16 protein-coding genes and 2 pseudogenes are annotated in these 20001 nt (G+C 56.4%); 10 read left to right on the top strand and 8 right to left on the bottom strand.

Annotation, left to right across the window (positions count from 1 at the left end):
- Nucleotides 1-367 precede the first annotated feature (367 nt).
- From NKJ04_RS14070 to NKJ04_RS14030, 9 genes are all read left to right on the top strand, one after another.
- A complete protein-coding gene (locus NKJ04_RS14070; RefSeq protein WP_352675865.1) occupies nt 368-901 on the top strand; it encodes a peroxiredoxin in 534 nt (177 codons plus the stop codon).
- A 69-nt stretch (nt 902-970) separates the two neighbouring features.
- Nucleotides 971-2407, top strand: a complete 1437-nt coding sequence (rpoN, locus tag NKJ04_RS14065; protein WP_352675709.1) for an RNA polymerase factor sigma-54 — start codon at nt 971-973, stop codon at nt 2405-2407.
- A 57-nt stretch (nt 2408-2464) separates the two neighbouring features.
- Nucleotides 2465-3682, top strand: a complete 1218-nt coding sequence (locus NKJ04_RS14060) for an MFS transporter (protein ID WP_352675862.1) — start codon at nt 2465-2467, stop codon at nt 3680-3682.
- Nucleotides 3683-3766: 84 nt separating this feature from the next.
- Entirely contained in the window at nt 3767-4111 is a 345-nt protein-coding gene (locus NKJ04_RS33680; RefSeq protein ID WP_502897928.1) for a hypothetical protein, read from the top strand.
- Between the two features lie 384 nt (nt 4112-4495).
- On the top strand, nt 4496-4891 hold the full coding sequence (locus tag NKJ04_RS14050) for an XRE family transcriptional regulator (protein WP_352675706.1): 396 nt from the start codon (nt 4496-4498) through the stop codon (nt 4889-4891).
- 103 nt (nt 4892-4994) lie between these two features.
- Complete coding sequence (locus NKJ04_RS14045; RefSeq protein ID WP_352675704.1) at nt 4995-8018, top strand: type I restriction endonuclease subunit R; 3024 nt, start codon at nt 4995-4997, stop codon at nt 8016-8018.
- Nucleotides 8008-9294, top strand: a complete 1287-nt coding sequence (locus tag NKJ04_RS14040; protein WP_352675702.1) for a restriction endonuclease subunit S — start codon at nt 8008-8010, stop codon at nt 9292-9294. The genes NKJ04_RS14045 and NKJ04_RS14040 overlap by 11 nt, the downstream gene beginning before the upstream one ends.
- Nucleotides 9291-10520, top strand: coding sequence for an AAA family ATPase (locus NKJ04_RS14035; protein WP_352675701.1), 1230 nt, complete (start codon nt 9291-9293; stop codon nt 10518-10520). Before NKJ04_RS14040 ends, NKJ04_RS14035 begins: the two co-directional genes overlap by 4 nt.
- Nucleotides 10517-12151 (top strand): type I restriction-modification system subunit M, encoded by a 1635-nt coding sequence (locus tag NKJ04_RS14030; RefSeq protein ID WP_352675700.1) that lies wholly within the window; start codon nt 10517-10519, stop codon nt 12149-12151. The genes NKJ04_RS14035 and NKJ04_RS14030 overlap by 4 nt, the downstream gene beginning before the upstream one ends.
- Nucleotides 12152-12405: 254 nt before the next feature.
- Here NKJ04_RS14030 and NKJ04_RS14025 read toward each other — a convergent pair whose 3' ends face one another.
- A complete protein-coding gene (locus NKJ04_RS14025) occupies nt 12406-12918 on the bottom strand; it encodes a hypothetical protein (protein ID WP_352675698.1) in 513 nt (170 codons plus the stop codon).
- A gap of 383 nt (nt 12919-13301) precedes the next feature.
- On the opposite strand from NKJ04_RS14025, the pseudogene NKJ04_RS33675 reads away from it, so the two are divergent.
- A pseudogene (locus tag NKJ04_RS33675) lies at nt 13302-13773 on the top strand (transposase); the annotation flags it as partial.
- 450 nt (nt 13774-14223) lie between these two features.
- Here NKJ04_RS33675 and NKJ04_RS14015 read toward each other — a convergent pair.
- The 7 genes and pseudogenes from NKJ04_RS14015 to NKJ04_RS13985 all read right to left on the bottom strand — a co-directional run.
- Nucleotides 14224-15294 carry a metallophosphoesterase family protein gene (locus NKJ04_RS14015; RefSeq protein ID WP_352675697.1) on the bottom strand — a complete coding sequence of 357 codons (1071 nt, stop codon included), beginning with the start codon at nt 15292-15294 and terminating at the stop codon, nt 14224-14226.
- Between the two features lie 88 nt (nt 15295-15382).
- Nucleotides 15383-16294 carry an SGNH/GDSL hydrolase family protein gene (locus NKJ04_RS14010; protein WP_352675695.1) on the bottom strand — a complete coding sequence of 304 codons (912 nt, stop codon included), beginning with the start codon at nt 16292-16294 and terminating at the stop codon, nt 15383-15385.
- 62 nt (nt 16295-16356) lie between these two features.
- Nucleotides 16357-17073: a hypothetical protein gene (locus NKJ04_RS14005; RefSeq protein WP_352675694.1), complete on the bottom strand. Its 717-nt coding sequence runs from the start codon at nt 17071-17073 to the stop codon at nt 16357-16359.
- 59 nt (nt 17074-17132) lie between these two features.
- On the bottom strand, nt 17133-17900 hold the full coding sequence (locus NKJ04_RS14000; protein ID WP_352675693.1) for a hypothetical protein: 768 nt from the start codon (nt 17898-17900) through the stop codon (nt 17133-17135).
- A gap of 47 nt (nt 17901-17947) precedes the next feature.
- Nucleotides 17948-18622, bottom strand: coding sequence for an acyl-homoserine-lactone synthase (locus tag NKJ04_RS13995; RefSeq protein WP_352675691.1), 675 nt, complete (start codon nt 18620-18622; stop codon nt 17948-17950).
- Nucleotides 18623-18705: 83 nt separating this feature from the next.
- Nucleotides 18706-19428 (bottom strand): helix-turn-helix transcriptional regulator, encoded by a 723-nt coding sequence (locus NKJ04_RS13990; protein ID WP_352675689.1) that lies wholly within the window; start codon nt 19426-19428, stop codon nt 18706-18708.
- Nucleotides 19429-19697: 269 nt separating this feature from the next.
- Nucleotides 19698-19805 (bottom strand): annotated as a pseudogene (locus tag NKJ04_RS13985) (ABC transporter permease); the annotation flags it as partial.
- Nucleotides 19806-20001 lie beyond the last annotated feature (196 nt).

The following is a 20001-nucleotide window of genomic DNA, read 5'->3' as shown; positions in this document are numbered from 1 at the left end:
TATCGACAACACGCTGAACCAGTCCAGTGGTCTGCGTGAAGTGACATTTCAGGCCCCCACATGCTTGCGATATTGGCTACTTCCGGCCGCTATCCCTTTTCCAAACGCACGATCGCTAGTCACCGATCCCGCTTCCGGCGCCATAGCCGTGGAAAGCAACCGGCTCGACGGTGTCCAGCTCGCTCAGATCGATTGCGATTGGGTGGCCAAGACACCGCTAAGACGTTCCCATACGTCGGGAGGGAAAAAGGAGGTTGCGAGCCGCGAGGCCCTCATTCCGTGCCGGGCATACGAGCCTTTGCCCGGTATTGCGCCAGGTTCTGCCAGAATCCAGCGCGCCAGTTTTCTACTTTGCAGGAGCAAATTAATGACAGTTCAAAAGAAAGTTCCCTTCGTCACCTTTCTCACACGTGTTCACGATAAGTCCGTCCAGGGGCCAAATCCATATCGCTGGCAAGAAAAGACATCTGACGACTACTTTGCCGGCAAGCGGGTCATCCTGTTCTCGCTGCCTGGCGCCTTCACCCCGACCTGCTCGACATACCAATTACCCAAGTTCGAAGAGCTCTATGATGAGTTTGTAAAGCAGGGAATTGACGCGATTTACTGCCTCTCAGTCAACGACGCCTTCGTCATGAATGCGTGGGGGAAGTCCTTGGGCCTGAAGCAGGTCGAGCTCATCCCCGATGGCTCAGGCGAGTTCACACGCAAAATGGGCATGCTGGTCGCCAAGGACAATCTCGGCTTCGGGATGCGCTCTTGGCGCTACGCCGCCCTGATCAACAATGGCGTGGTGGAGCACTGGTTCGAGGAGGAAGGTTTCTCCGACAACTGCGAGGCCGACCCGTATGGCGTCTCATCCCCGCAAAACGTTCTCGAAACGCTGAAAGCCGCCGCTTGATCTAGAAAATGTCTCACTGGTGCCATTGCCGGCCCCAAGAGGCTCCTCGACAGGATTATCGCGCTCACCATGCAATCCTCAGCAAGCCTGCTTCAACGCCAGAAGCAATCCATGGTGGCATCGCCTCAACTCATTGAGTCGATTCGCTTGCTGCAACTGGCGCATACTGAACTGCATCAGTTCGTGGAGCGGGAAATCGAGAAGAACCCGCTCTTGGAACCTGCATCAAGCGATGGCGGGCCTTTTGACGACGTTTCGATTTCGGGAGCGGATCAGCCTGTCGGCCCTGGCACAAACGCCGTTGAAGGACCGACCGGGGCAGGGTCGCCTGAACGGCTCGGGCAATGGAAATCACTTGGCAACACGACCAACAACCCGCCGGGCAATGGCCCTTCCCTCGACGAGTTTGCCACCCTCGCCGAAACATTGCACGACCATGTCGCTCGTCAGATCGCCCTCACTGCGTTCACACCACAGGAGCGGTTGATCGCTGGCCAGCTTGCCGCCGATCTGGAAGACACTGGCTATATTCGGGCAAACCTTTTGGAGCTGGCCGAGAGCCTGAATGTCCGTGAGGCTGTTGTGGAACGGGTTCTCGGAACCTTGCAGCAATTTGATCCACCGGGAGTTTTTGCGCGAAGTCTCAGAGAATGCCTCGAGATCCAATTGCGCCAGCGAAACCGGCTCGATCCGGCAATGGCAGCTTTGGTTGCCCATCTTGAAATGCTTGCACGACGCGATTTTGAGGCACTGAAGAAGCATTGCGGCGTCGATGAAGAAGACCTTCTCGACATGATGCATGAGATTCGGGCGCTCGATCCCAAGCCTGGGAACCGATTCCAATCCGGTGCGTCTGAATCAATCATACCCGACGTCTGGGTCACGCCCTCGCCGCAAGGCGGGTGGCAGATCGAACTCGATCCCGCCACGCTGCCAAAGCTGCTGATCAACCAAAGCTACTATGCCGAAGTCTCGCGTCAAACTGCCCAAAATTCGAAAGATCAAGCATTTCTCGACGAATGCTTGCAAAATGCGAACTGGCTAATCCGCAGCCTCGATCAGCGCGCCAAGACCATTATTAAGGTTGCGGCTGAAATCGTGCGTCAGCAGGATGCCTTTTTGGAACATGGCGTCGCCCACCTGCGGCCTCTCAATCTTAGAACCGTCGCTGACGCGATCGGCGTGCACGAGTCTACGGTAAGCCGGGTGACCTCGAACAAGTACATGCTTACCCCGCGCGGAGTTTTTGAACTGAAGTATTTTTTCACCGTCGCGATCGCGTCCTGCCAAGGCGGCGATGCGCACTCCGCTGAAGCTGTCCGGCATCGGATCAAAGCGATCATTGCCGCAGAATCTCCCGGCGACGTGCTTTCCGATGAGGACATCGCTGTCCGGCTGAAGGAAACCGGCATCGATGTTGCGCGCCGCACCGTCACAAAATATCGCGAAGCAATGAACATCCCCTCCTCCGTGCAACGCCGCCGGGAAATGCGCTTGTGTTTTTAAATTTGGGTCAAGGCAGCCAACATCACGTTGCATTGCATCAAAGTGGAGACTTCGTTCATGACCCAATCCGCGGCATGCGTCATGGACGCTGTTCTGCACGACCCAGAAAAGCCCGTCCCACCGTCTGGTCCCGCATGGGGTGCGGTCATTTCGCTTTCCTTGGGCACCTTCGGGCTGGTCACGGCAGAGTTTCTGCCTGTCAGCCTGCTCACGCCCCTCGCGCATGATCTCGGTATAACCGAGGGAGCGGCTGGACAGGCGATGACGGCGACAGCTATCGTCGGGGCGATCTCGGCGCCGACGGTGGCCATCATCACAAAGCGCCTGGACCGCAGGACCGTCATGTGGACGATGACGCTGCTGCTGATTCTGTCGGACCTTCTGGCGGCCGGCGCGTGGTCGCTGGCGCTTCTCCTGACTGCACGCATCGTGCTCGGCATAGCGCTCGGAGGCTTCTGGTCAATGTCGGCAGCACTGGCGATGCGGCTCGTTCCAAGCCACCTCCTGGCGCGCGCTATGTCGATCATCCTCACCGGCGTTTCGGTGGCTACCGTTTGCGCAGCTCCAATCGGCGCTTATGTCGGCGATATCTGGGGATGGCGAAGCGCCTTCATACTCGCCGCAGTCGGCGGCGCGGCTACACTGCTGGTGCAACTCATAACCATTCCGAGACTGCCTCCGATTGGAGTGGCTAGCTTCCGCAGCCTGCTGGATGTGGCTCAGATTCCGATGGTCAAGGTTGCGCTTTTGGTCGTCCTGCTGGTCGCTTCCGGCCACTTCGCCGGAATCACCTATATCCGCGCCTTCCTCGAGAAGATTCCCGCGCTGGATGTCGAGACGATCTCGCTTGTGTTGCTGGCTTTTGGCATCGGCGGATTCTTCGGCAATTTGGCCGGCGGGCTTCTGGCCGAGTACAGTCTCAAGGCAGTCACGGCCCTTGCACCGCTGCTCATAGCGATAGCCGCTGTTTCGCTGCTGACGGCGGGAGCATCGGCCTTGGCCTCGGCGATTGCTGTTGCCGTGTGGGGGTTTGCCTTCGGCGCGGTGCCAGTGGGATTGCAGACGTGGATGGTACGGAGGGCCGTTCCCGAGCAGGCCCAAAGCGCCGGTGTGCTGCTGGTCACAGTATTCCAAGTGGCAATCGCAGCCGGCGCGATTTTCGGCGGACTATTGGTGGACAATGCCGGGGTTACCAGTGCCATTGCCTACAGTGCTGTTGCCACGTTCCTCGCCGCCCTGACAGTGTTCCTGCTCGGCCCGAAGCGCGAAACCTAGACCGCCTGACAGAAGAGGCCTCAGCATCGCAGCGGGACGAGAGATGCGATGCACGGCGCGGCGCGGTCCTCCGCACGATTACGCATGGACCAGCGCAAGCGCCTCGCCGGCTTCACCTCCGGGCCACGCGACCTTCGCCGCCAGACACGCGAACCTCGCCGGCACCGGTTTCCATTTGGCGACGGTGAGCGCTGCCGGCCCGATGGAACCCTTGCTGGCCGTCATATCCTTCACGACAAGCCGGCATTCTGGGCAAGCGACAGCTACGCGCCGGCCATGCCCGTCAGAACGCCGGTGACGATGCCGCTCGACAGCGCAGACAGGTCGCGAATTGCCAGTCGTGTCAACGGCGGCCGGATTATCGTCGACCGCGCGTACCTTGTTTCGGCCAGACTATCGTTCGGCAGCTTGATGATGTTGACCACATAGCCTAGGAGCTATATATGACGCGGGAAGTCGTTTTTGGCGATGAGTTCGATGGGAGTTCGAGGCGTTGCACCAGACAGCCCAAGATGAGCTATTGGCCCCGGCTAAGCTGCTCAGTGCGTTCGGGCCCCAGCTGGCGCGACCGCATGCGGATAGCTTGAATGACTCGTCGTTCGCGACATGAAAGAACTTCGCTTCGACGCTGATGATGGTGTCTGACGGGTTGCGTTCGCATTCGACCGGAAGCGGAAGGCGATCCTGCTCGTCGCCGGCGATAAGTCGGGCGTGAGTGAGAAGCGCTTCTAATAAAAATCTGATCGCCAAGGCGGACAAGCGCTATCAAGGGCATCTCGACCGTTTGGCGGCGGCGAAGAAGGAGAAGAAGTGATGGGACGGAAGCTTGACGACCTAATCGCTGCGCTCCCCGAGGATCGTCGGGAGCGGGTCGACGCGCGTTTCGAAGAGTTAAGGGGAGAAGTCGAGAGTCTCGGCGATTTGCGGCGTGCCGCTGGAAAGCCCCAGGCCGAAATCGCTTCGGTACTCAAGATCAAGCAGCCTTCGGTCTCGAAGATCGAGAAACAAGCCGACATGTACTTGTCTACTCTTAAAAGCTACGTCGAGGCGATCGGGGGGCAACTCGAACTCGTCGTTCGCCTTCCCTCGCGCGTGCCCCTCCGTATAGAGCGGCTCGGCGACGTCGTGGCTCCCAAAGCCGTCTCCGCGCGTAGCGTTAAAAGAGCGGCAGGTGGACGTAATCGCACAAAGGCCGCACGAGCCGGCTGACCTCACTCTGTTTCGGCTAAAGACTGGCCAATCTACGGTTACAAGTATCGAATCCTCGATAGGACGCTGTACGCCTTTCTGGCGGTGGAGTGGCATTCTCACTATGAACGTAACAGAAAGCGGCCTCGAGAAGTCACTTCTTACAAGGCTGCAGGACCTAAAATATGAGTATCGCCCAGACATCCGCGACCGCGCCTCGCTGGAACAGAATTTCCGGAAGAAGTTCGAAGAGCTAAATCGCGTCCGCCTTACGGACGCGGAGTTCTCTCGGCTTCTCGACGAGATCGTTACGCCCGATGTCTTCACAGCCGCTCGCACCTTGCGCGAGCGCAACAGCTTCACTCGCGATGACGGCACGCCGCTCAACTACACCCTCGTCAATATCAAGGACTGGTGCAAGAACACCTTCGAAGTCGTCAATCAGCTCCGTATCAATACAGACAACAGCCATCATCGCTATGACGTTATAATCCTGATCAATGGTGTACCCGCCGTTCAAATCGAGCTAAAAACCTACGGCATCAGCCCGCGCCGAGCTATGGAGCAGATTGTCGAATACAAGAACGATCCAGGCAACGGCTATACCAAGACGCTCCTGTGCTATCTTCAGCTTTACATTGTCAGCAACCGAGACCGCACTTTTTATTTTGCAAATAATAACTCCCGACATTTCTCCTTCAATGCCGAGGAGCGCTTTCTGCCTGTTTATGAATTCGCCGACGTAGATAACAACAAGATCGTCTATCTCGACAGCTTTGCCGAAACCTTCCTTGCCAAGTGTACCCTTGGTCAGACCATCAGTCGCTACATGGTTTTGGTCGCGAGCGAGCAAAAGCTTCTGATGATGCGGCCATATCAGGTCTACGCAGTGAAGGCGATCGTGGACTCTATCGCTCAAGACTGCGGGAATGGCTATGTTTGGCACACCACCGGCAGCGGCAAGACGCTAACCTCCTTCAAGGCTTCAACTCTGTTGAAGGACAACTCTGATATCGAGAAATGCATGTTCGTTGTAGACCGCAAGGATTTGGACCGGCAGACGCGCGAGGAGTTCAATAAGTTCCAAGAAGGCTGCGTTGAGGAAAATACCAACACCGCGTCCCTCGTACGCCGACTCCTCTCAGACGACTACGCCGATAAGGTCATCGTCTGTACCATCCAGAAACTCGGCCTCGCGCTTGATGAGAACAGCAAGCGCAACAAGCAGCAGAAGAAGGGCGGCAAGAGGAGCTTCAAGGAGCAGCTGGAGCCACTTCGCGACAACCGCATTGCGCTGATCTTCGACGAGTGCCATCGGTCGCAGTTCGGCGAAAACCACAAGGCCATCAAGGAGTTCTTCCCTCGAGCCCAGCTCTTTGGCTTCACTGGCACGCCCATCTTCGGCCAGAATTCCGCCCTGCAGAAGATCGAGGATACTCAGGCCAGCATGAAGACGACGGAAGACCTCTTCCAACAGCGTCTTCACGCCTACACGATTACGCACGCAATCGATGATGGGAATGTCCTCCGCTTCCGTGTCGACTACTTCAAGCCTCAGGGGAAAGCCGTGCCCAAGCCTGGCGAACCGCTGGCGAAGCGAGCGGTCATTGATGCGATCCTGAACAAGCACGACGCGGCTACCGGTCAGCGTCGGTTCAATTCCTTGCTCGCCACGGCGTCAATCAATGACGCCATCGAATATCACGCGCTGTTCAAGACCATGCAGGAGGCAAGGAAGGCTGCTATTCCCGACTTCCAGCCGTTGAACATCGCCTGCGTCTTCTCCCCGCCCGCCGAAGGCAATCCAGACGTGAAGCAGATCCAGGAGGATCTGCCACAGGAAAAGGAAGACAACGCTGTCGAGCCGGAGAAGAAGAAGGAAGCCTTGAAGGCGATCCTCACTGATTACAATCTCCATTACGGCACCAACTACAAGATTGGCGAGTTCGACCTTTACTACCAAGATGTGCAGAAGCGGATCAAAGACCAGCAATGGACGGATGCCGATCTGAGGAAGGCTTATCCCGACGTGCCTCACCATAAGATCGACATCACGATCGTGGTAGACATGCTGCTCACTGGGTTCGACTCGAAGTTCCTGAACACGCTCTACGTCGACAAGAAACTCAAGCATCACGGTCTGATCCAAGCCTTCTCGCGCACCAACCGGGTGCTGAACGCGACCAAGCCTTACGGCAACATCCTCGACTTCCGGCAGCAGCAGGAGGCCGTCGATGCTGCTATCGCGCTCTTCTCGGGCGAGGCGGCTGCCGAAAAGGCTCGTGAAATCTGGCTGGTAGACAAGGCCCCGGTGGTCATCCAGAAACTGGAAATCGCTGTGCAAAAGCTCGACGCCTTTATGAAGTCGCAGGGCCTCGACTGCGCCCCGGAAGCCGTGCCCAACCTCAAGGGCGACGCCGCGCGCGGGGCGTTCATCGAGCATTTCAGAGAGGTGCAGCGCCTCAAGACCCAGCTTGATCAGTACACCGACTTGACCCCGGAAAACGCCGCAGCGATCGAACAGGTCTTGCCGCGCGACAACCTTCTGGGCTTCCGTGGTGCCTACCTTGAAACGGCCCAGCGCCTCAGGTCCCAGCAAGGCAAGGGTGCGGCCAAGCCGACGCAGGCTTCGGACCAGCTCGATTTCGAGTTTGTCCTCTTTGCGTCTGCCGTCATCGACTACGACTACATCATGGGTCTGATCGCCCGCTATTCCGAGGCAGCCCCCGGCAAGCAGACTATGAGCCGCGAGCAGCTTATCGGGCTGATCCAGTCCGATGCAAAGTTCATGGACCAGCGTGAGGATATCGCCGCCTACATCGCTACGCTAAAGGCGGGTGAGGGTCTGAGTGAGAAGGCCATTCGCGACGGCTACAGTCGCTTCAAGGCGGAGAAGAACGCGGCAGAGCTGGCGGAAATCGCGGGAAGACACGGGCTGACTACCGATGCGCTGCAGGGCTTTGTCGACACGATCCTGCAACGCATGATCTTTGATGGCGAGGCGCTTACGGATTTGATGGAACCCCTTGGCCTGAACTGGAAAGCCCGCCGGGTGAAGGAGCTGGACCTGATGGCTGAGCTGATGCCCTTCCTTCTCAAGCGCACCGGTGGACGTGAAATCTCGGGGCTCAGCGCTTATGAGCAGTAAGACAAAATATTTAGCTCCCGAAGCGGTTGGAAGCCCGACGTTGACGCCTAAGCTGCGCTTTCCGGAGTTTGATAACTCGCCGTTGACCGATGTGCGGCTGGGCGACGTCACGACCGAGAGTACTTACAGAAACGGAAGTGGTCGACCAAAGTCGGTGGTTATGGGGGTCTCGAGGACCGATGGAATCGTACCGATGGAGGAGCGCCTCATCGCGTCTGACGCGACACGCTACAAGATCGTTCAGAAAGACTGGTTTGCTTACAATCCGATGCGGCTGAATATCGGCTCAATTGCACGCTGGCAGGGTGACACCGACATTCTGGTAAGTCCTGACTATGTCGTCTTTAGATGCAAGACAACGGGGCCTTCTCGACTTGATCCGACCTATCTCGATCTTTTTCGACGATCGGAAGCCTGGGAAGACTTCGTGTCAGAAACGGGGGACGGAAGTGTCCGTGTCCGAATCTACTATAGGGACCTTGCTCGACTCAAGCTTGCTCTGCCTTCTTTTGATGAGCAGAGAAAGGTCGGGGAATGCCTTGCCTCTGCGGACGCGCTGATTGAAGCGCAGGGGCGGAAGGTGGATTCGCTGAGGACCCACAAGAAGGGGCTGATGCGGCAGATTTTTCCCCTGAAAGGCGAAACACAGCCCCGTCTTCGCTTCCCCGACTTCCGGGGCGCGAGGGAATGGAGTTTTGATGCTCTGGGAAACCTATTCGATACCTCCTCAGGCGGCACTCCGGACCGTACAAATAAAGAGTATTGGAATGGGTCTATTCCTTGGATTACGACGTCCATAGTAAACTTCAGCATCATCACTGATGCTGATGAGTACATCTCCGATGACGGGTTAAGGAACTCATCTGCGAAAGTTTTTCCTAAGAAGACAATATTGATGGCAATGTATGGTCAAGGAAAGACGCGTGGCCAAGTTGCGATGTTAGGAGTCAAGGCGGCCACAAATCAGGCTTGTGCCGCGATCTTACCGCAAAAAGGTATCGATCCGAATTTCGTCTTCCTGAACTTGGGCAGCCGGTATGAAGAATTGCGTGGTTTGAGTAATAGTGGCGGTCAAGAGAACTTGAGCCAGGGGCTGATTAAGGGGCTTCAGTTTTCATTCCCCAATGACTATGCCGAGCAACAGCGTATCGCAGACTGCCTCAACTCCTTAGACGACCTAATCGCCACCGAGAGCCAAAAGCTCGGAGCCCTCAAAACCCACAAGAAGGGGCTAATGCAGCAGCTTTTCCCGTCGGTCGCGGAGGCTGACGCATGAGTACGTATAAAACCCTGAAGACTCTGGTGGACAGACTTCGTGACGATCTGAACAATCCAACGAAGCCAGTCTCGCTGGTCATGATTTACGCCTACAACCGCACCGGCAAGACACGTTTGTCGATGGAGTTCAAGAACGCGGGGAGGCGCAAGAACAAGAAGAACCCGACCGGGACGCCCGACACCATCTATTTTAACGCCTTCACCGAAGATCTGTTCGTCTGGGAGAACGACCTGGAAGGTGACAGCGTTCGCCGCCTTCAGCTGAACGAGAAGTCTTCCTTCTTCAATGCGATGACCGAGCTCGCGCTGGACGAAACGATTGCCCAGTATCTTTCCCGATACGCCGACTTCGATTTCGACTTCACCTACAAGGAGGTTGAGCAGGGCGAGGAGAAGCTCTTCAAGCCGGATTTCGTGAGCTTCCGAAAGGGCGATCAGACCAACATCAAGGTTTCACGGGGTGAGCAGAACATCTTCATCTGGTGCGTCTTCATGGCTATCTGCGAACGGATGCTTGATGGGCATGAATCCTATCAGGGGAAGAAATACCTCTACATAGATGACCCCATCTCGTCACTGGATGACAACAACGCAATCTCCGTCGCCTGCGACCTGGCCAAGCTCCTCCGTCGGGCGGCCACGCGGAAGGACGGCACCGGTGCGCCCGCCCCGATCAAGGTGATCTTTTCTTCTCACCACGCGCTGTTCTTCAACGTCATGTGCAACGAATTTGGCCGGAAGGTCGATGACTCGCCGACAATTGAGCACAGACGCTATTTCCTGCACCGCCCAAGCAGCGACGGCGCCTACACGCTTCAAGCGACAGCGGATACGCCCTTTTTCCACCATGTCGCCACGCTCGCCGAACTGCAGCGCGCCGCCGATCCGATCAAGGGAAAACTCTACACCTTTCACTTCAACGCCCTGCGCAGCATCATGGAGAAAACGGCTTCCTTCTTCGGGCATTCAAGCATGGCCTTCTGCCTGAAGTCGCTAGACAACGAGGAAGACAGGGCGCTCTTCAACCGGGCACTTAATCTGCTGAGCCACGGCGCCTATGCCATCCATGAGCCGACAGAAATGGGCGAGGACAACAAGGAACTTTTCCGCCGCATCCTAAGGCAATTCATCACACGATTTGATTTCGCCCTGCCTGATGTTGTACCCGCCCCGCCTGCGGCAAAAGTCCCAGCGCCCACTCCCCAGGAAGTACCCGCACAATGAACGACCAACTCCAAAAGCAACTGGGCAAGACACTCTGGAACATCGCCGACCAGTTGCGCGGCGCTATGAATGCGGACGATTTTCGCGACTACATGCTTTCCTTTCTCTTCCTCCGCTACCTCTCCTATAACTATGAGGCGGCCGCGAGGAGGGAACTGGGACCGGACTACCCCGATTGGCCGGACGACGTGCTGAAGCGCTCTGGGGCTAGCACCCCTTTGCAGGCATGGTACGAGGAAAATCCGAATGACGTGGCGGAGTTCGAAAAGCAGATGCGCCGCAAGGTGCATTACGTGATCCAGCCGCCCTATCTATGGAACAATATCGCCAATCTGGCCCGCACTCAGAGCGATGAACTGCTGCTGACGCTGTACGAAGGCTTCAAGTACATCGAAAACGAGTCCTTCCAGAGCACTTTCAGCGGCTTGTTCTCGGAAATCAACCTTTACTCGGAAAAGCTGGGCAAGACCCAAACCGAGAAGAACAAGAAGCTCTGTGCCATTATCGCCGAGATTGCGAAGGGGCTGGCGAAATTCTCCTCCGAAGTTGATAACCTAGGCGATGCCTATGAATATCTCATCGGCCAGTTTGCCGCCGGTTCCGGGAAGAAGGCCGGCGAGTTCTACACCCCACAGCAGATTTCGGACATTCTGTCGGCGATCGTGACGTTGGACAGCCAGGAACCGGCAACGGGAAAGAAGGACCGGCTCGCCAGCGTTTTTGACTTTGCCTGCGGATCTGGCTCGCTGTTGCTCAACGTTCGGAAGCGCATGGGGCCCGATGGCATCGGCAAGATTTACGGGCAAGAGAGCAACATCACGACCTACAATCTGGCTCGCATGAACATGCTGCTGCATGGGGTGAAGGACACCGAGTTCGAGATATTTCACGGCGACACCCTAGCAAATGACTGGGACATGCTGCGGGAGATGAACCCCGCTAAGAAGCCCGCGTTCGATGCCGTCGTGGCAAATCCGCCCTTCAGCTTGCGGTGGGAGCCTACCGACGCGATGGGCGACGATGTGCGAATTAAGAATTACGGGCTGGCGCCCAAGTCGGCGGCCGACTTCGCTTTCCTCTTGCACGGCTTCCACTATCTGAAGGATGAGGGCGTGATGGCCATCATCCTTCCTCACGGAGTGCTATTCAGAGGTGGGGCAGAAGAGCGAATCCGCACGAAGCTGCTGAAGGATGGCCATATCGACACCGTCATCGGCTTGCCCGCGAACCTGTTTTATTCGACTGGCATCCCGGTCTGCATCCTTGTGCTCAAGAAGTGCAAGAAGCCTGACGACGTGCTCTTCATCAACGCTGCCGGACCTCAGCATTTTGATAAGGGGAAGCGTCAGAACCAACTTGCAGAGAAGCACATCAATAAGATTGTCGAAACGTACCAGTTCCGGAAGGAAGAGGACCGCTACTCCAAGCGCGTCAGCATGGAGCGGATCGCCGAGGAAGGCTACAACCTCAATATCTCTCGATTCATAAGCACGGCCGATCATCAGAATATTGAGATCGATCTGACAAACACGCACGACGAACTGATGGAGATCGAGAAGCAAATCCAACAGGCAACGGCTCAGCACAACGCATTCCTCAAGGAGTTGGGGCTTCCTCTTTTACCAAGATAGATGAAGGGGATCTTCAGCCCGATTATTGGGCTGCGAGTTCCGTCGCGCCTCGAAAATCGAATTTTAGCAATGTCCGCTTTCGGGTGGCAACGAGGTAGGACTGAATGGCATAGATGAGGCGCGTTGCCGCCCGGCCGCTACCCGCCTCGTTGCGGTCGTTAGCCCTTCCCTCCGGCAAGGAAAGCTCCTGTCCCGAAGCTACCGCTCGAAACAAACATTCAAGGCCGCATCGGGGCCTCCGATCCGGACGACATTCAGGATGGCCATAGCGGCTTCACCCGCTCAATCCGATATCTCTTCTCGAACTCACGAAGCACCATTTCGAGCGTTGCCTCAAAAGCACCCTGATCGAACATCATCGATTTCTTTGCCTCGTGAAGGTAGCGCCAGTCGGTGAAGGCATCTTGGTGCTGATACAGAATGTGACGAATGCTGTAGTCGATGTAGAAACCATTGGGATGATACGGGACCACTGACCTTTTGAACTCCGCGTCGAGTTTCTCTTGGCTTTCGGGCTTTAGGCGATCAAACAGCTTCATCAGGTTGTGCGATTTGACAACTCTTGGATCGTCGTGGTCGAAGACGAACCACGCTTTGAGTGCCAGCTCCATAGAAAGCGCCAAAAGCATCGGTTCAACACCGACGTGTTCGCGTTCGCTCAGGTCTGCATGCTCTCCGAATTCTCGGCTTGGAAAGCTCTGAGTTTTTCGAAAGATCGCCTTTGCGGCTTCCCCGATCCTAATGGCCGTCGATAGGCGCGCACTCATTAGAGGTCCATTGGATTGATGTAAACTAGCTCAGGAGCTTGAGCTATTGAGCTGAGATATTGCAAAAACGCAATCGCTTAGACTAGGAGGCACGGAACCACAACTTAACGACAACAAGTTAGAGTTGAGTTCACCGCCGGCGGCCTGTTTTTCCCACCTCTTTGGGGCGCAAATGCTATCTGGTTGCGATCCTTATAACCGGAGCCAAGGTCTCTAGAACTGCGGCGCATCCGCGCGAGCTTATCGGGCTATGTCAAGCTCGTCTGCATTCAAAAGCTGGCGTCCGGCTAATGAGCAGACTGTCCGCCGCCAGACCGGAATGAGGCGGTGGGTTCAACCGGTCGCCGCAACACCTTTAATCTGAGAGGATTGGGAGGTGTCGCATGGTGATGTCACGGATCTGGTTTACCCCGGAGCAGAAGGCCGAGCTTTGGGAGCGGTGGAAGCAGGGTCAGAGCATTTCATCGATCTCGCGGGCACTAGACCGCCGGACCAAGGGCGGCGTTCAGCGGATCGTATCCTTACACGGCGGCATTGCTCCGTCAGCAAGGCGTAGAGCGGCCTCGGCGCTCGAGCTGGGGGAGCGCGAAGAGATCTCTCGCGGGATTGCGGCAGGTCTTGCCATCCGCGCTATTGCACGAAGTCTGGGGCGATCCCCATCAACGATCAGTCGCGAGATCTCGCGCAATGGCGGTGCCCAAGCGTATCGAGCAACCCGAGCCGACAAGCAGGCTTGGCAGCGCGCGCTTCGCCCGAAGCAGTCGCCTGGCATGCTCTGGACGGCTAAAGTGGCGGGTGGCGCAAAAGCTGGCACTGCAATGGTCGCCGGAGCAGATTGCGGGTTGGCTGAACCAATGCTTGAGATAAAGGTCGGCACATTAGAATTTTGACCCATAGACGGGCTCCAGCCGCCAACGGCCGCCCAGGGCTCACAGCCATGTGGCCTTTGCGCTCGGCCCGCCTGTACCAAGGCCGTATCGACGGCGTCACCGCCTCGGGCACCATCGCGGATTTGGAGAGGCTCGCCTAGCCTATGACCTCAAGGTCGGTGGGGGTCCAGTCCGCCGTGGCCCATTGATCAATGATGCGACGTCGATACCCTCACCCCGATCTTCGCGTGAGAAAGAATATACACTGGCAAGCCTAAAGGCTTCCAATTTAGCAGGAGTATCGAGCACTTCGTGATGGGGCAGCCAGACTACCCCGCCGCGCGTGGACACGCGCTTGGCGCGGCAACGTTGCGGCCTTGCGGTCGGAAATCGACCTGCGGCTGGGACTCGTAGGACGTGGGCCCCGGGCGAAACGTTATCTCGGCTTGTTGCAGTTCTGCCTTGCGGGGCGGGCCGGAATGTCTTTTTTCGGGCCGTTGCTTGCGATCTGCAAGAATTCCCATGTGTAGTAGTCTTCATATAATTCGATCTTCAGGACACCCTGGTTTCCTTTCAGGTTACCGAACGGGCCGCCTTCCGATGTGGCGGCGAACGGTTTTTTGTAGAAGTCCTTGGTAAGTCTGGAACCACCGGTGCCGACGACGAACGACCTAATGCCGTCGGCTGCAGGCTTGCCATCGGCGTCATGCGGGGCGAACTGTTCGTAGTCATGGTCGTGTCCGGAAAGCACGACGGACGCACCATGTTTATAGAGCGTGCGGAAGATCGCTTGCATCGGCCGTTCATGGCTGAGTGGCGCGTCGGGTTTCGGATGACTATAGCCCTCGTGGCCGTGTTGCCCAGAACTGAACAGTGGCGCATGCCAGAATGCGAGGATACATCTGGTCTTGCCGCCTAGCGCAGAGGAGTCGAGCCTTTTGTCCATCCACTTCATTTGGGTGGCCATGTCTTGCTTATAGGCCGGTTCCTGAAAGTTGTCGTTCAGGCCTACAATCAGCCAAGGCCCGTCTTGTCTTGGAAATTCGAGTGAAAAATAGCCCTTCTTATCCCAGCGGGGGTTCCCCTTGTGTCCTTCATTGGGCTCCGGATCGTCGTTCTGGTGCACAAACTGGTTGTCCTTGAAATGACTGAAGAACGGCGCCGCATCCTTAGTGTCATACTCGTGGTTGCCTGGGATTGGCAGGAGGAAGTCGTCAAAGCCAGCCCAGTTCTTAGCGAAGCACTCAAGCTGACTCCTCTCCCCATGCTTGTAGGCGAGATCCCCCAGAGCCAAGACACGGACTGGCACTTTCGCCTGCTTGATCACGTCGCGAATGATGTCGCCCGTCGCCTTGGCGCGTGTCCAGCCCTCGCGGGGACACCATGAAATATCACCGGCGGCAAGTAGCATACCGATCTTCTCCGGCTCCTGCGACCGCGTCGGCGAAATACCCGAAAGGGCGCTTAGCACAGTGCCCACCATCAAAGCTACGACACGTCGTGTCAAAGTGATTCTCCCACCCGACCAACCGCCTTCGGCGAACTGTCAAATAATAGCGGCGAAGCACGAGCGCCGCCTGTGCAGACCTCGGATTTCAGGTCACTCCCATTGCGGCTTTGAATTTCTTCGCTACAGCCTCGGCTCCCCTTCCTCTCGGGTGAAGCTCGTCGGTCCATTGGCCCGCTTTCACCGTATTGCGTACGTCGACCACTACTATGTGCCTGACCTGAGTCAGTGCGGCATAAAATGAGTCGATCAAGTATTTAAGGATCTTTGCGATCAGAACCCTATCCGTTTGCAAATTGTAACCCCGCCTTATCAGCGGCTTTCCAAGCCAGACTCCGTTTACGCGAGGAATCGGGTAATCGTACGTGTTAACTAGCATGGTAGTCCGGCCGTGTGAGATCTGGAGGACATCATCTGCAATCTCTTCATAGCCCGAACGCAATGTATCCAGACTCACCTGAAGCCACGACATATTGAGGTGAGTTGCCGGATCGTTACCATCGCCCTCGTCACGCCAGCGTAGGAGATCGAACAACGCCCCACCTCCGATGAGGTCATTGCCTCCAGCTGACACGACAAAATACTCGAATGACTCAGACGCGACGTTCTGACGATAGTCCTTCTCCGTGCGAACTTGTTGGAAGGTATCGCCTGGATACGCCGTTCCTGTCGCGTAAAAGCGTGAGTCTTCTTCGATTAAGTCGAAGAACGTATGGTCATACCCGGCAACAGCCGACATCGGCCAAAGTATGTTTATCCAAGAGTCGCCATCGGAGGTCACTCGAATTTTGTCTTCTTCTACCACCTTGTCAAGAACAGACCGGCGGCGTTTCTCTATGGCCGTCTTGTACACCCTCTGACGAGGAACGATCTGCCCGCGACCATCATATACATCGTAGACCAATGCGACCGCTTCATTCGGCTTCAAAAAAAGCGTTGAAGTCGCTTCCTTTCTTCGGATCTTAGGTTTTGACGTAGGTCTGCTATTTGATTTAGCCACACTAATTCTCCCATGCAGTACTAACAAGGGATTTTCTTCGCCAGCGCCGTCATACTGGTGCACTAGTCATCTGTCTTTGCACCAACGAAGAATTCGCGCTGAGCCTCAAGATGCTCCACTGAAGGCAACATCAATGCCGCAACAGCACGCTCGGCGTCCCATACTCCCACCGATGGGTCCATCAAACGCTCCTCTTTTGCGTACTCAATCGCATCCCAAAAGGCCTCCGCATAACCGGCAATCTCGGATGCACGATTAAGGACATTTACTGTGCGGCGCGCATGCACAAAATCGACTCTCTTTCTATTGATATAAAACTCCAGCCCGCGGCCGCTTCCATTAAAATCGCCATCCATCATCCCACCTACGAGGATTTGCACTGCAATCTCGGTTGCAAGAGCCATATCGGGAAACTTGACAAGCGGAATATTTAACTTATCTTCTTGGCGTTGATAATTGTATATCCACGTCAATTGGACATAGCCTCGCCCGTAATATGCATGCCCATAAGGCGGAGTTGACTGCGCGTATGCCTTATGGCGCAAGCGATATCGCGCTTGCTCATCCGATCTAGCGAACGTTTCCCTGACTGGATTCATGTCTCGACCTACCTCAGCAAGGACCGTCGCCAAGATATAAGCAAGCTGCTGCTCAACATTATCACTGTATGCTTGCGCCCAGTATGACACTATCTTGTTGATGTTGTCGACCGTAATCTGCTTCAACGAGCCGCCGTATAGCGATCCACGAATTCGGTCGAAGAAACGCGTCATATTCATTTGCTACTCCCATCTTCATGTCCGTTTAACTAGATACCTTCTAAGTTCTCAATTTTTTTCTACGATCTGTCTGACGATATCTGATTGTATGTTTGTATCTTCATTACTTCAGCGGCTGCCCCAACCGTTCCAATTGCGGACGGAATACTCCCGGCGTCGCGATAGCGATTGAGATCGATAAACGCTGCGGCGAGTGGATATTCGTCATCTGAATCTTGCAAACCCCTACTTATCTGAAGAAGTGTTTTCGCGCGAGTGGCGTCCATTGCTGCGATCAAGGCCGGCATCGTCTTTTCGTAGAAGAGATTCTTGTCGACCTGTCCAATGCCCCCCAGTACCGCTGTCGAGGCGGCGCTCAGCGCGGATTTTGTTGCAGCAGTTCCAGTCACCGCACCGATCCCAGTTAACGTAATAGCGGCGAGGCTCCCGCCCGCGTTGAGCGAGTTCGATTCTGTATTTATGCTTCGAACAAATTCTGAGTATTTCAGATCGTAGTATGCCAAGCGGCCGTATACTATTCTGTTTCGTAGTTTCTCTCTGATTTTTTCATCTGTCGCAGCTAGGTATTTTTCGACCGGCGCCGGCCGAAAGTATGCGGCGAATGCGACGGCATCGGCCTGACCGCTCACATAGTCTCGAGGATAGCCTGCCACCGATGTACACGACGAGAGGATGGCGACCACAGCAAGAGCCATTAACCAACGAGCGACGTCTGCTAGAACTCTGGACCACACTTCGCCGGCGTTGCCACGTTGCCGCGCTAATTCAAGTACGTTTCCGCCTTGGACCTTTGTTATATCCGAAGTCATTATGTTGGTGGCTTTCATTTGGTGGTCGCGCTTCTGGCAAAGGCGTGCCCCAGGCCTCTGGAGTGTTAACCGGCAGCCATCGCCCATTCATGCTGAAGTTGCTTTTTGGCGTTTTCGATAAACCTCATCTGCACCCCCCGCCTCACCAGGAGCGACTTCTCAATCCCAAGTATCTTCCGGACACTCGCCAGTGCCGCTTCGTTCACCTCGATATAAGCGACGATATACCATTCCCCGTTTTCTTCCCTCGCCATGCCCAGCGGCTCGGCGTGCCACTTCAGCGCGCCGTGATGGGGCATGAAATAGGTTTCCTGGATACCGCCGACGGCGCTCAGGCCCTCGTCGAGGGCGTATTCCATGACCGCGCAGCAGAGTTGCGTCAGCGTGCCTCGCAGCCCGGTCCCGCGTTTGTCGGGGACGACGAAGGTGCGGGTCCATTCGGCCCAGTCTGGGCGTCTAGGGACGCCTGACTTCTCGCACATGTGAGGAAAGACCTCCGAGACCATGTGCGGCTCGCTCGTTGGGATCAATCGAGCCGAGGTCACGACACGATCGTCTTCGATACCGAGCAGGTACGTGGCCGCGTCCGTATCGAACTGGTCTAGTTCGCGACCGTCCGGGCTTGGAGGGCGCCAGCGCTTCTGATGCACGAAGAAATCGTGCCGGCGGCGCAGAAATTCGTCAAATTCGTTCTCGTAGAGATGCTTGTTCTGCGCATTGACGACATGAGCCGTAATCATCGCGCGATCCCCCGATCGTTCTTTTGGGGATAGTTGCAGCCTCTCTAATGGACGTCACCTGTCCGATCGGACAGTTGACGCAACTATGGGTGGATCAGGCGTCGGCGCACAGCCTCGACGACGGCTTGCGTGGTGGTGGCAACACCGAAGGCCTCGCGGGCGCGGGTTGCGTGCCATTTCACGGTGCGCTCGGTCAGGCCGAGGATCTGCGAGGTTTCCGACGACGTCTTGCCGGCGGCGGCCCACAACAGGACTTCTTTTTCCCGGTCGGTCAGCGGGCCCTCATCGTCTTCATCGTCATTCGAAAGAGCCTGGATCGTCATGCCGGCATACACTGCCATGGTGACCAGTTGCACCTGCTGGCGTGGAGACAGCTTGCAGGATTTCGCCGAAGAGGCGAATGACAGCACGGATTGCCAGTGATGAACGCTCAACATCGGCACGGCAAAGCCGCTCCAGATGCCGAACTCCGTTGCTTCGTCGGCGACGCGCCGCGAGGCTTCTGTCCCGGACCACTTGGCAGGAACCTCGGACCAAAGAAACGGCTTCAAAGTTTTCGCCGAGTAGATGCAGACGCCATCCACCGCGGCGTGCTCTGCTTCGACATAACGCTCGAACCAGCCTTTGGGCCAACCGTTCAGCTCCACCATAGGCGCGAGTTTCTGTCCGCCCAAAGGGACGCCACTCAAGATAAGATGCTCGAAGCCGAGGTTCTTTACTGTTTCGAGGAGATCGCCCAAAAGCGCTCCGGTTGCCGTGTGCTTTCTGCAGCGTTCGACAAAGTCGAATACATCGGAGTCAATCATCGCCGGGACCCCATCCCACCCAACAAATTTATAGCTTATCTTAGAAGATCCGAATACTGAAAATGAGGGAATCAAGAACGCAGATGTGCCAAGGGGCGATATTTCCAGCGATGATGCATCGATCGCGGGGACGTTTCGCGCTCAAGCTGTAGTAGGCCGGTGCTTTGCGAGCAGGCTTGCTCTGACTTGATGTCGCTATGCCACCTGCGCAGCGGCGTAGGTTAGTCCTGGTTCGAATCCAGGTTCCCCAGCGCGCGCCCTGCCGGAACCTGGCCGAGAATGATGGCGGAGTCGGCAGCAACGAAATTGATGCCGACGCCGGAGACAATCTGGCCGCCCCAATGGGTGATCGAGGCGAAACTGTGCACCAGCGCGAACAATGACGGGGGCGAACCGCGGCCGCCCAGGCGCCGCAACCGCCAGGCAGGCGAGCAGCAACGGCCCGGAGAACACCAGTTGCTCGGCGGCGATGGTGCGGGTCGCGTCCTGCACCGCCATCATGACGGCGCCCGCCGAAGCGAGCATGGCGAGTAATCGGACAGCAGGCACAGCATTCAATCCCCCAAGGCGTCA

This window comes from Mesorhizobium sp. M0618, from assembly GCF_040320765.1.
GTDB lineage: Bacteria > Pseudomonadota > Alphaproteobacteria > Rhizobiales > Rhizobiaceae > Mesorhizobium.
Note: the sequence above shows the minus strand (reverse complement) of the source record. Positions and strands in the feature narration are given on the sequence as shown.

What these genes read in the sequence shown, in the direction of transcription:
- rpoN (WP_352675709.1), top strand. Translation starts at nt 971, where the DNA reads ATGCAATCCTCAGCAAGCCTGCTTCAACGCCAGAAGCAATCCATGGTG.
- NKJ04_RS14040 (WP_352675702.1), top strand. Translation starts at nt 8,008, where the DNA reads ATGAGCAGTAAGACAAAATATTTAGCTCCCGAAGCGGTTGGAAGCCCG.
- NKJ04_RS33680 (WP_502897928.1), top strand. Translation starts at nt 3,767, where the DNA reads ATGGACCAGCGCAAGCGCCTCGCCGGCTTCACCTCCGGGCCACGCGAC.
- NKJ04_RS14035 (WP_352675701.1), top strand. Translation starts at nt 9,291, where the DNA reads ATGAGTACGTATAAAACCCTGAAGACTCTGGTGGACAGACTTCGTGAC.
- NKJ04_RS14045 (WP_352675704.1), top strand. Translation starts at nt 4,995, where the DNA reads ATGAACGTAACAGAAAGCGGCCTCGAGAAGTCACTTCTTACAAGGCTG.
- NKJ04_RS14070 (WP_352675865.1), top strand. Translation starts at nt 368, where the DNA reads ATGACAGTTCAAAAGAAAGTTCCCTTCGTCACCTTTCTCACACGTGTT.
- NKJ04_RS14025 (WP_352675698.1), bottom strand. Translation starts at nt 12,918, where the DNA reads ATGAGTGCGCGCCTATCGACGGCCATTAGGATCGGGGAAGCCGCAAAG.
- NKJ04_RS13990 (WP_352675689.1), bottom strand. Translation starts at nt 19,428, where the DNA reads ATGATTGACTCCGATGTATTCGACTTTGTCGAACGCTGCAGAAAGCAC.
- NKJ04_RS14060 (WP_352675862.1), top strand. Translation starts at nt 2,465, where the DNA reads ATGACCCAATCCGCGGCATGCGTCATGGACGCTGTTCTGCACGACCCA.
- NKJ04_RS13995 (WP_352675691.1), bottom strand. Translation starts at nt 18,622, where the DNA reads ATGATTACGGCTCATGTCGTCAATGCGCAGAACAAGCATCTCTACGAG.
- NKJ04_RS14000 (WP_352675693.1), bottom strand. Translation starts at nt 17,900, where the DNA reads ATGAAAGCCACCAACATAATGACTTCGGATATAACAAAGGTCCAAGGC.
- NKJ04_RS14005 (WP_352675694.1), bottom strand. Translation starts at nt 17,073, where the DNA reads ATGAATATGACGCGTTTCTTCGACCGAATTCGTGGATCGCTATACGGC.
- NKJ04_RS14050 (WP_352675706.1), top strand. Translation starts at nt 4,496, where the DNA reads ATGGGACGGAAGCTTGACGACCTAATCGCTGCGCTCCCCGAGGATCGT.
- NKJ04_RS14030 (WP_352675700.1), top strand. Translation starts at nt 10,517, where the DNA reads ATGAACGACCAACTCCAAAAGCAACTGGGCAAGACACTCTGGAACATC.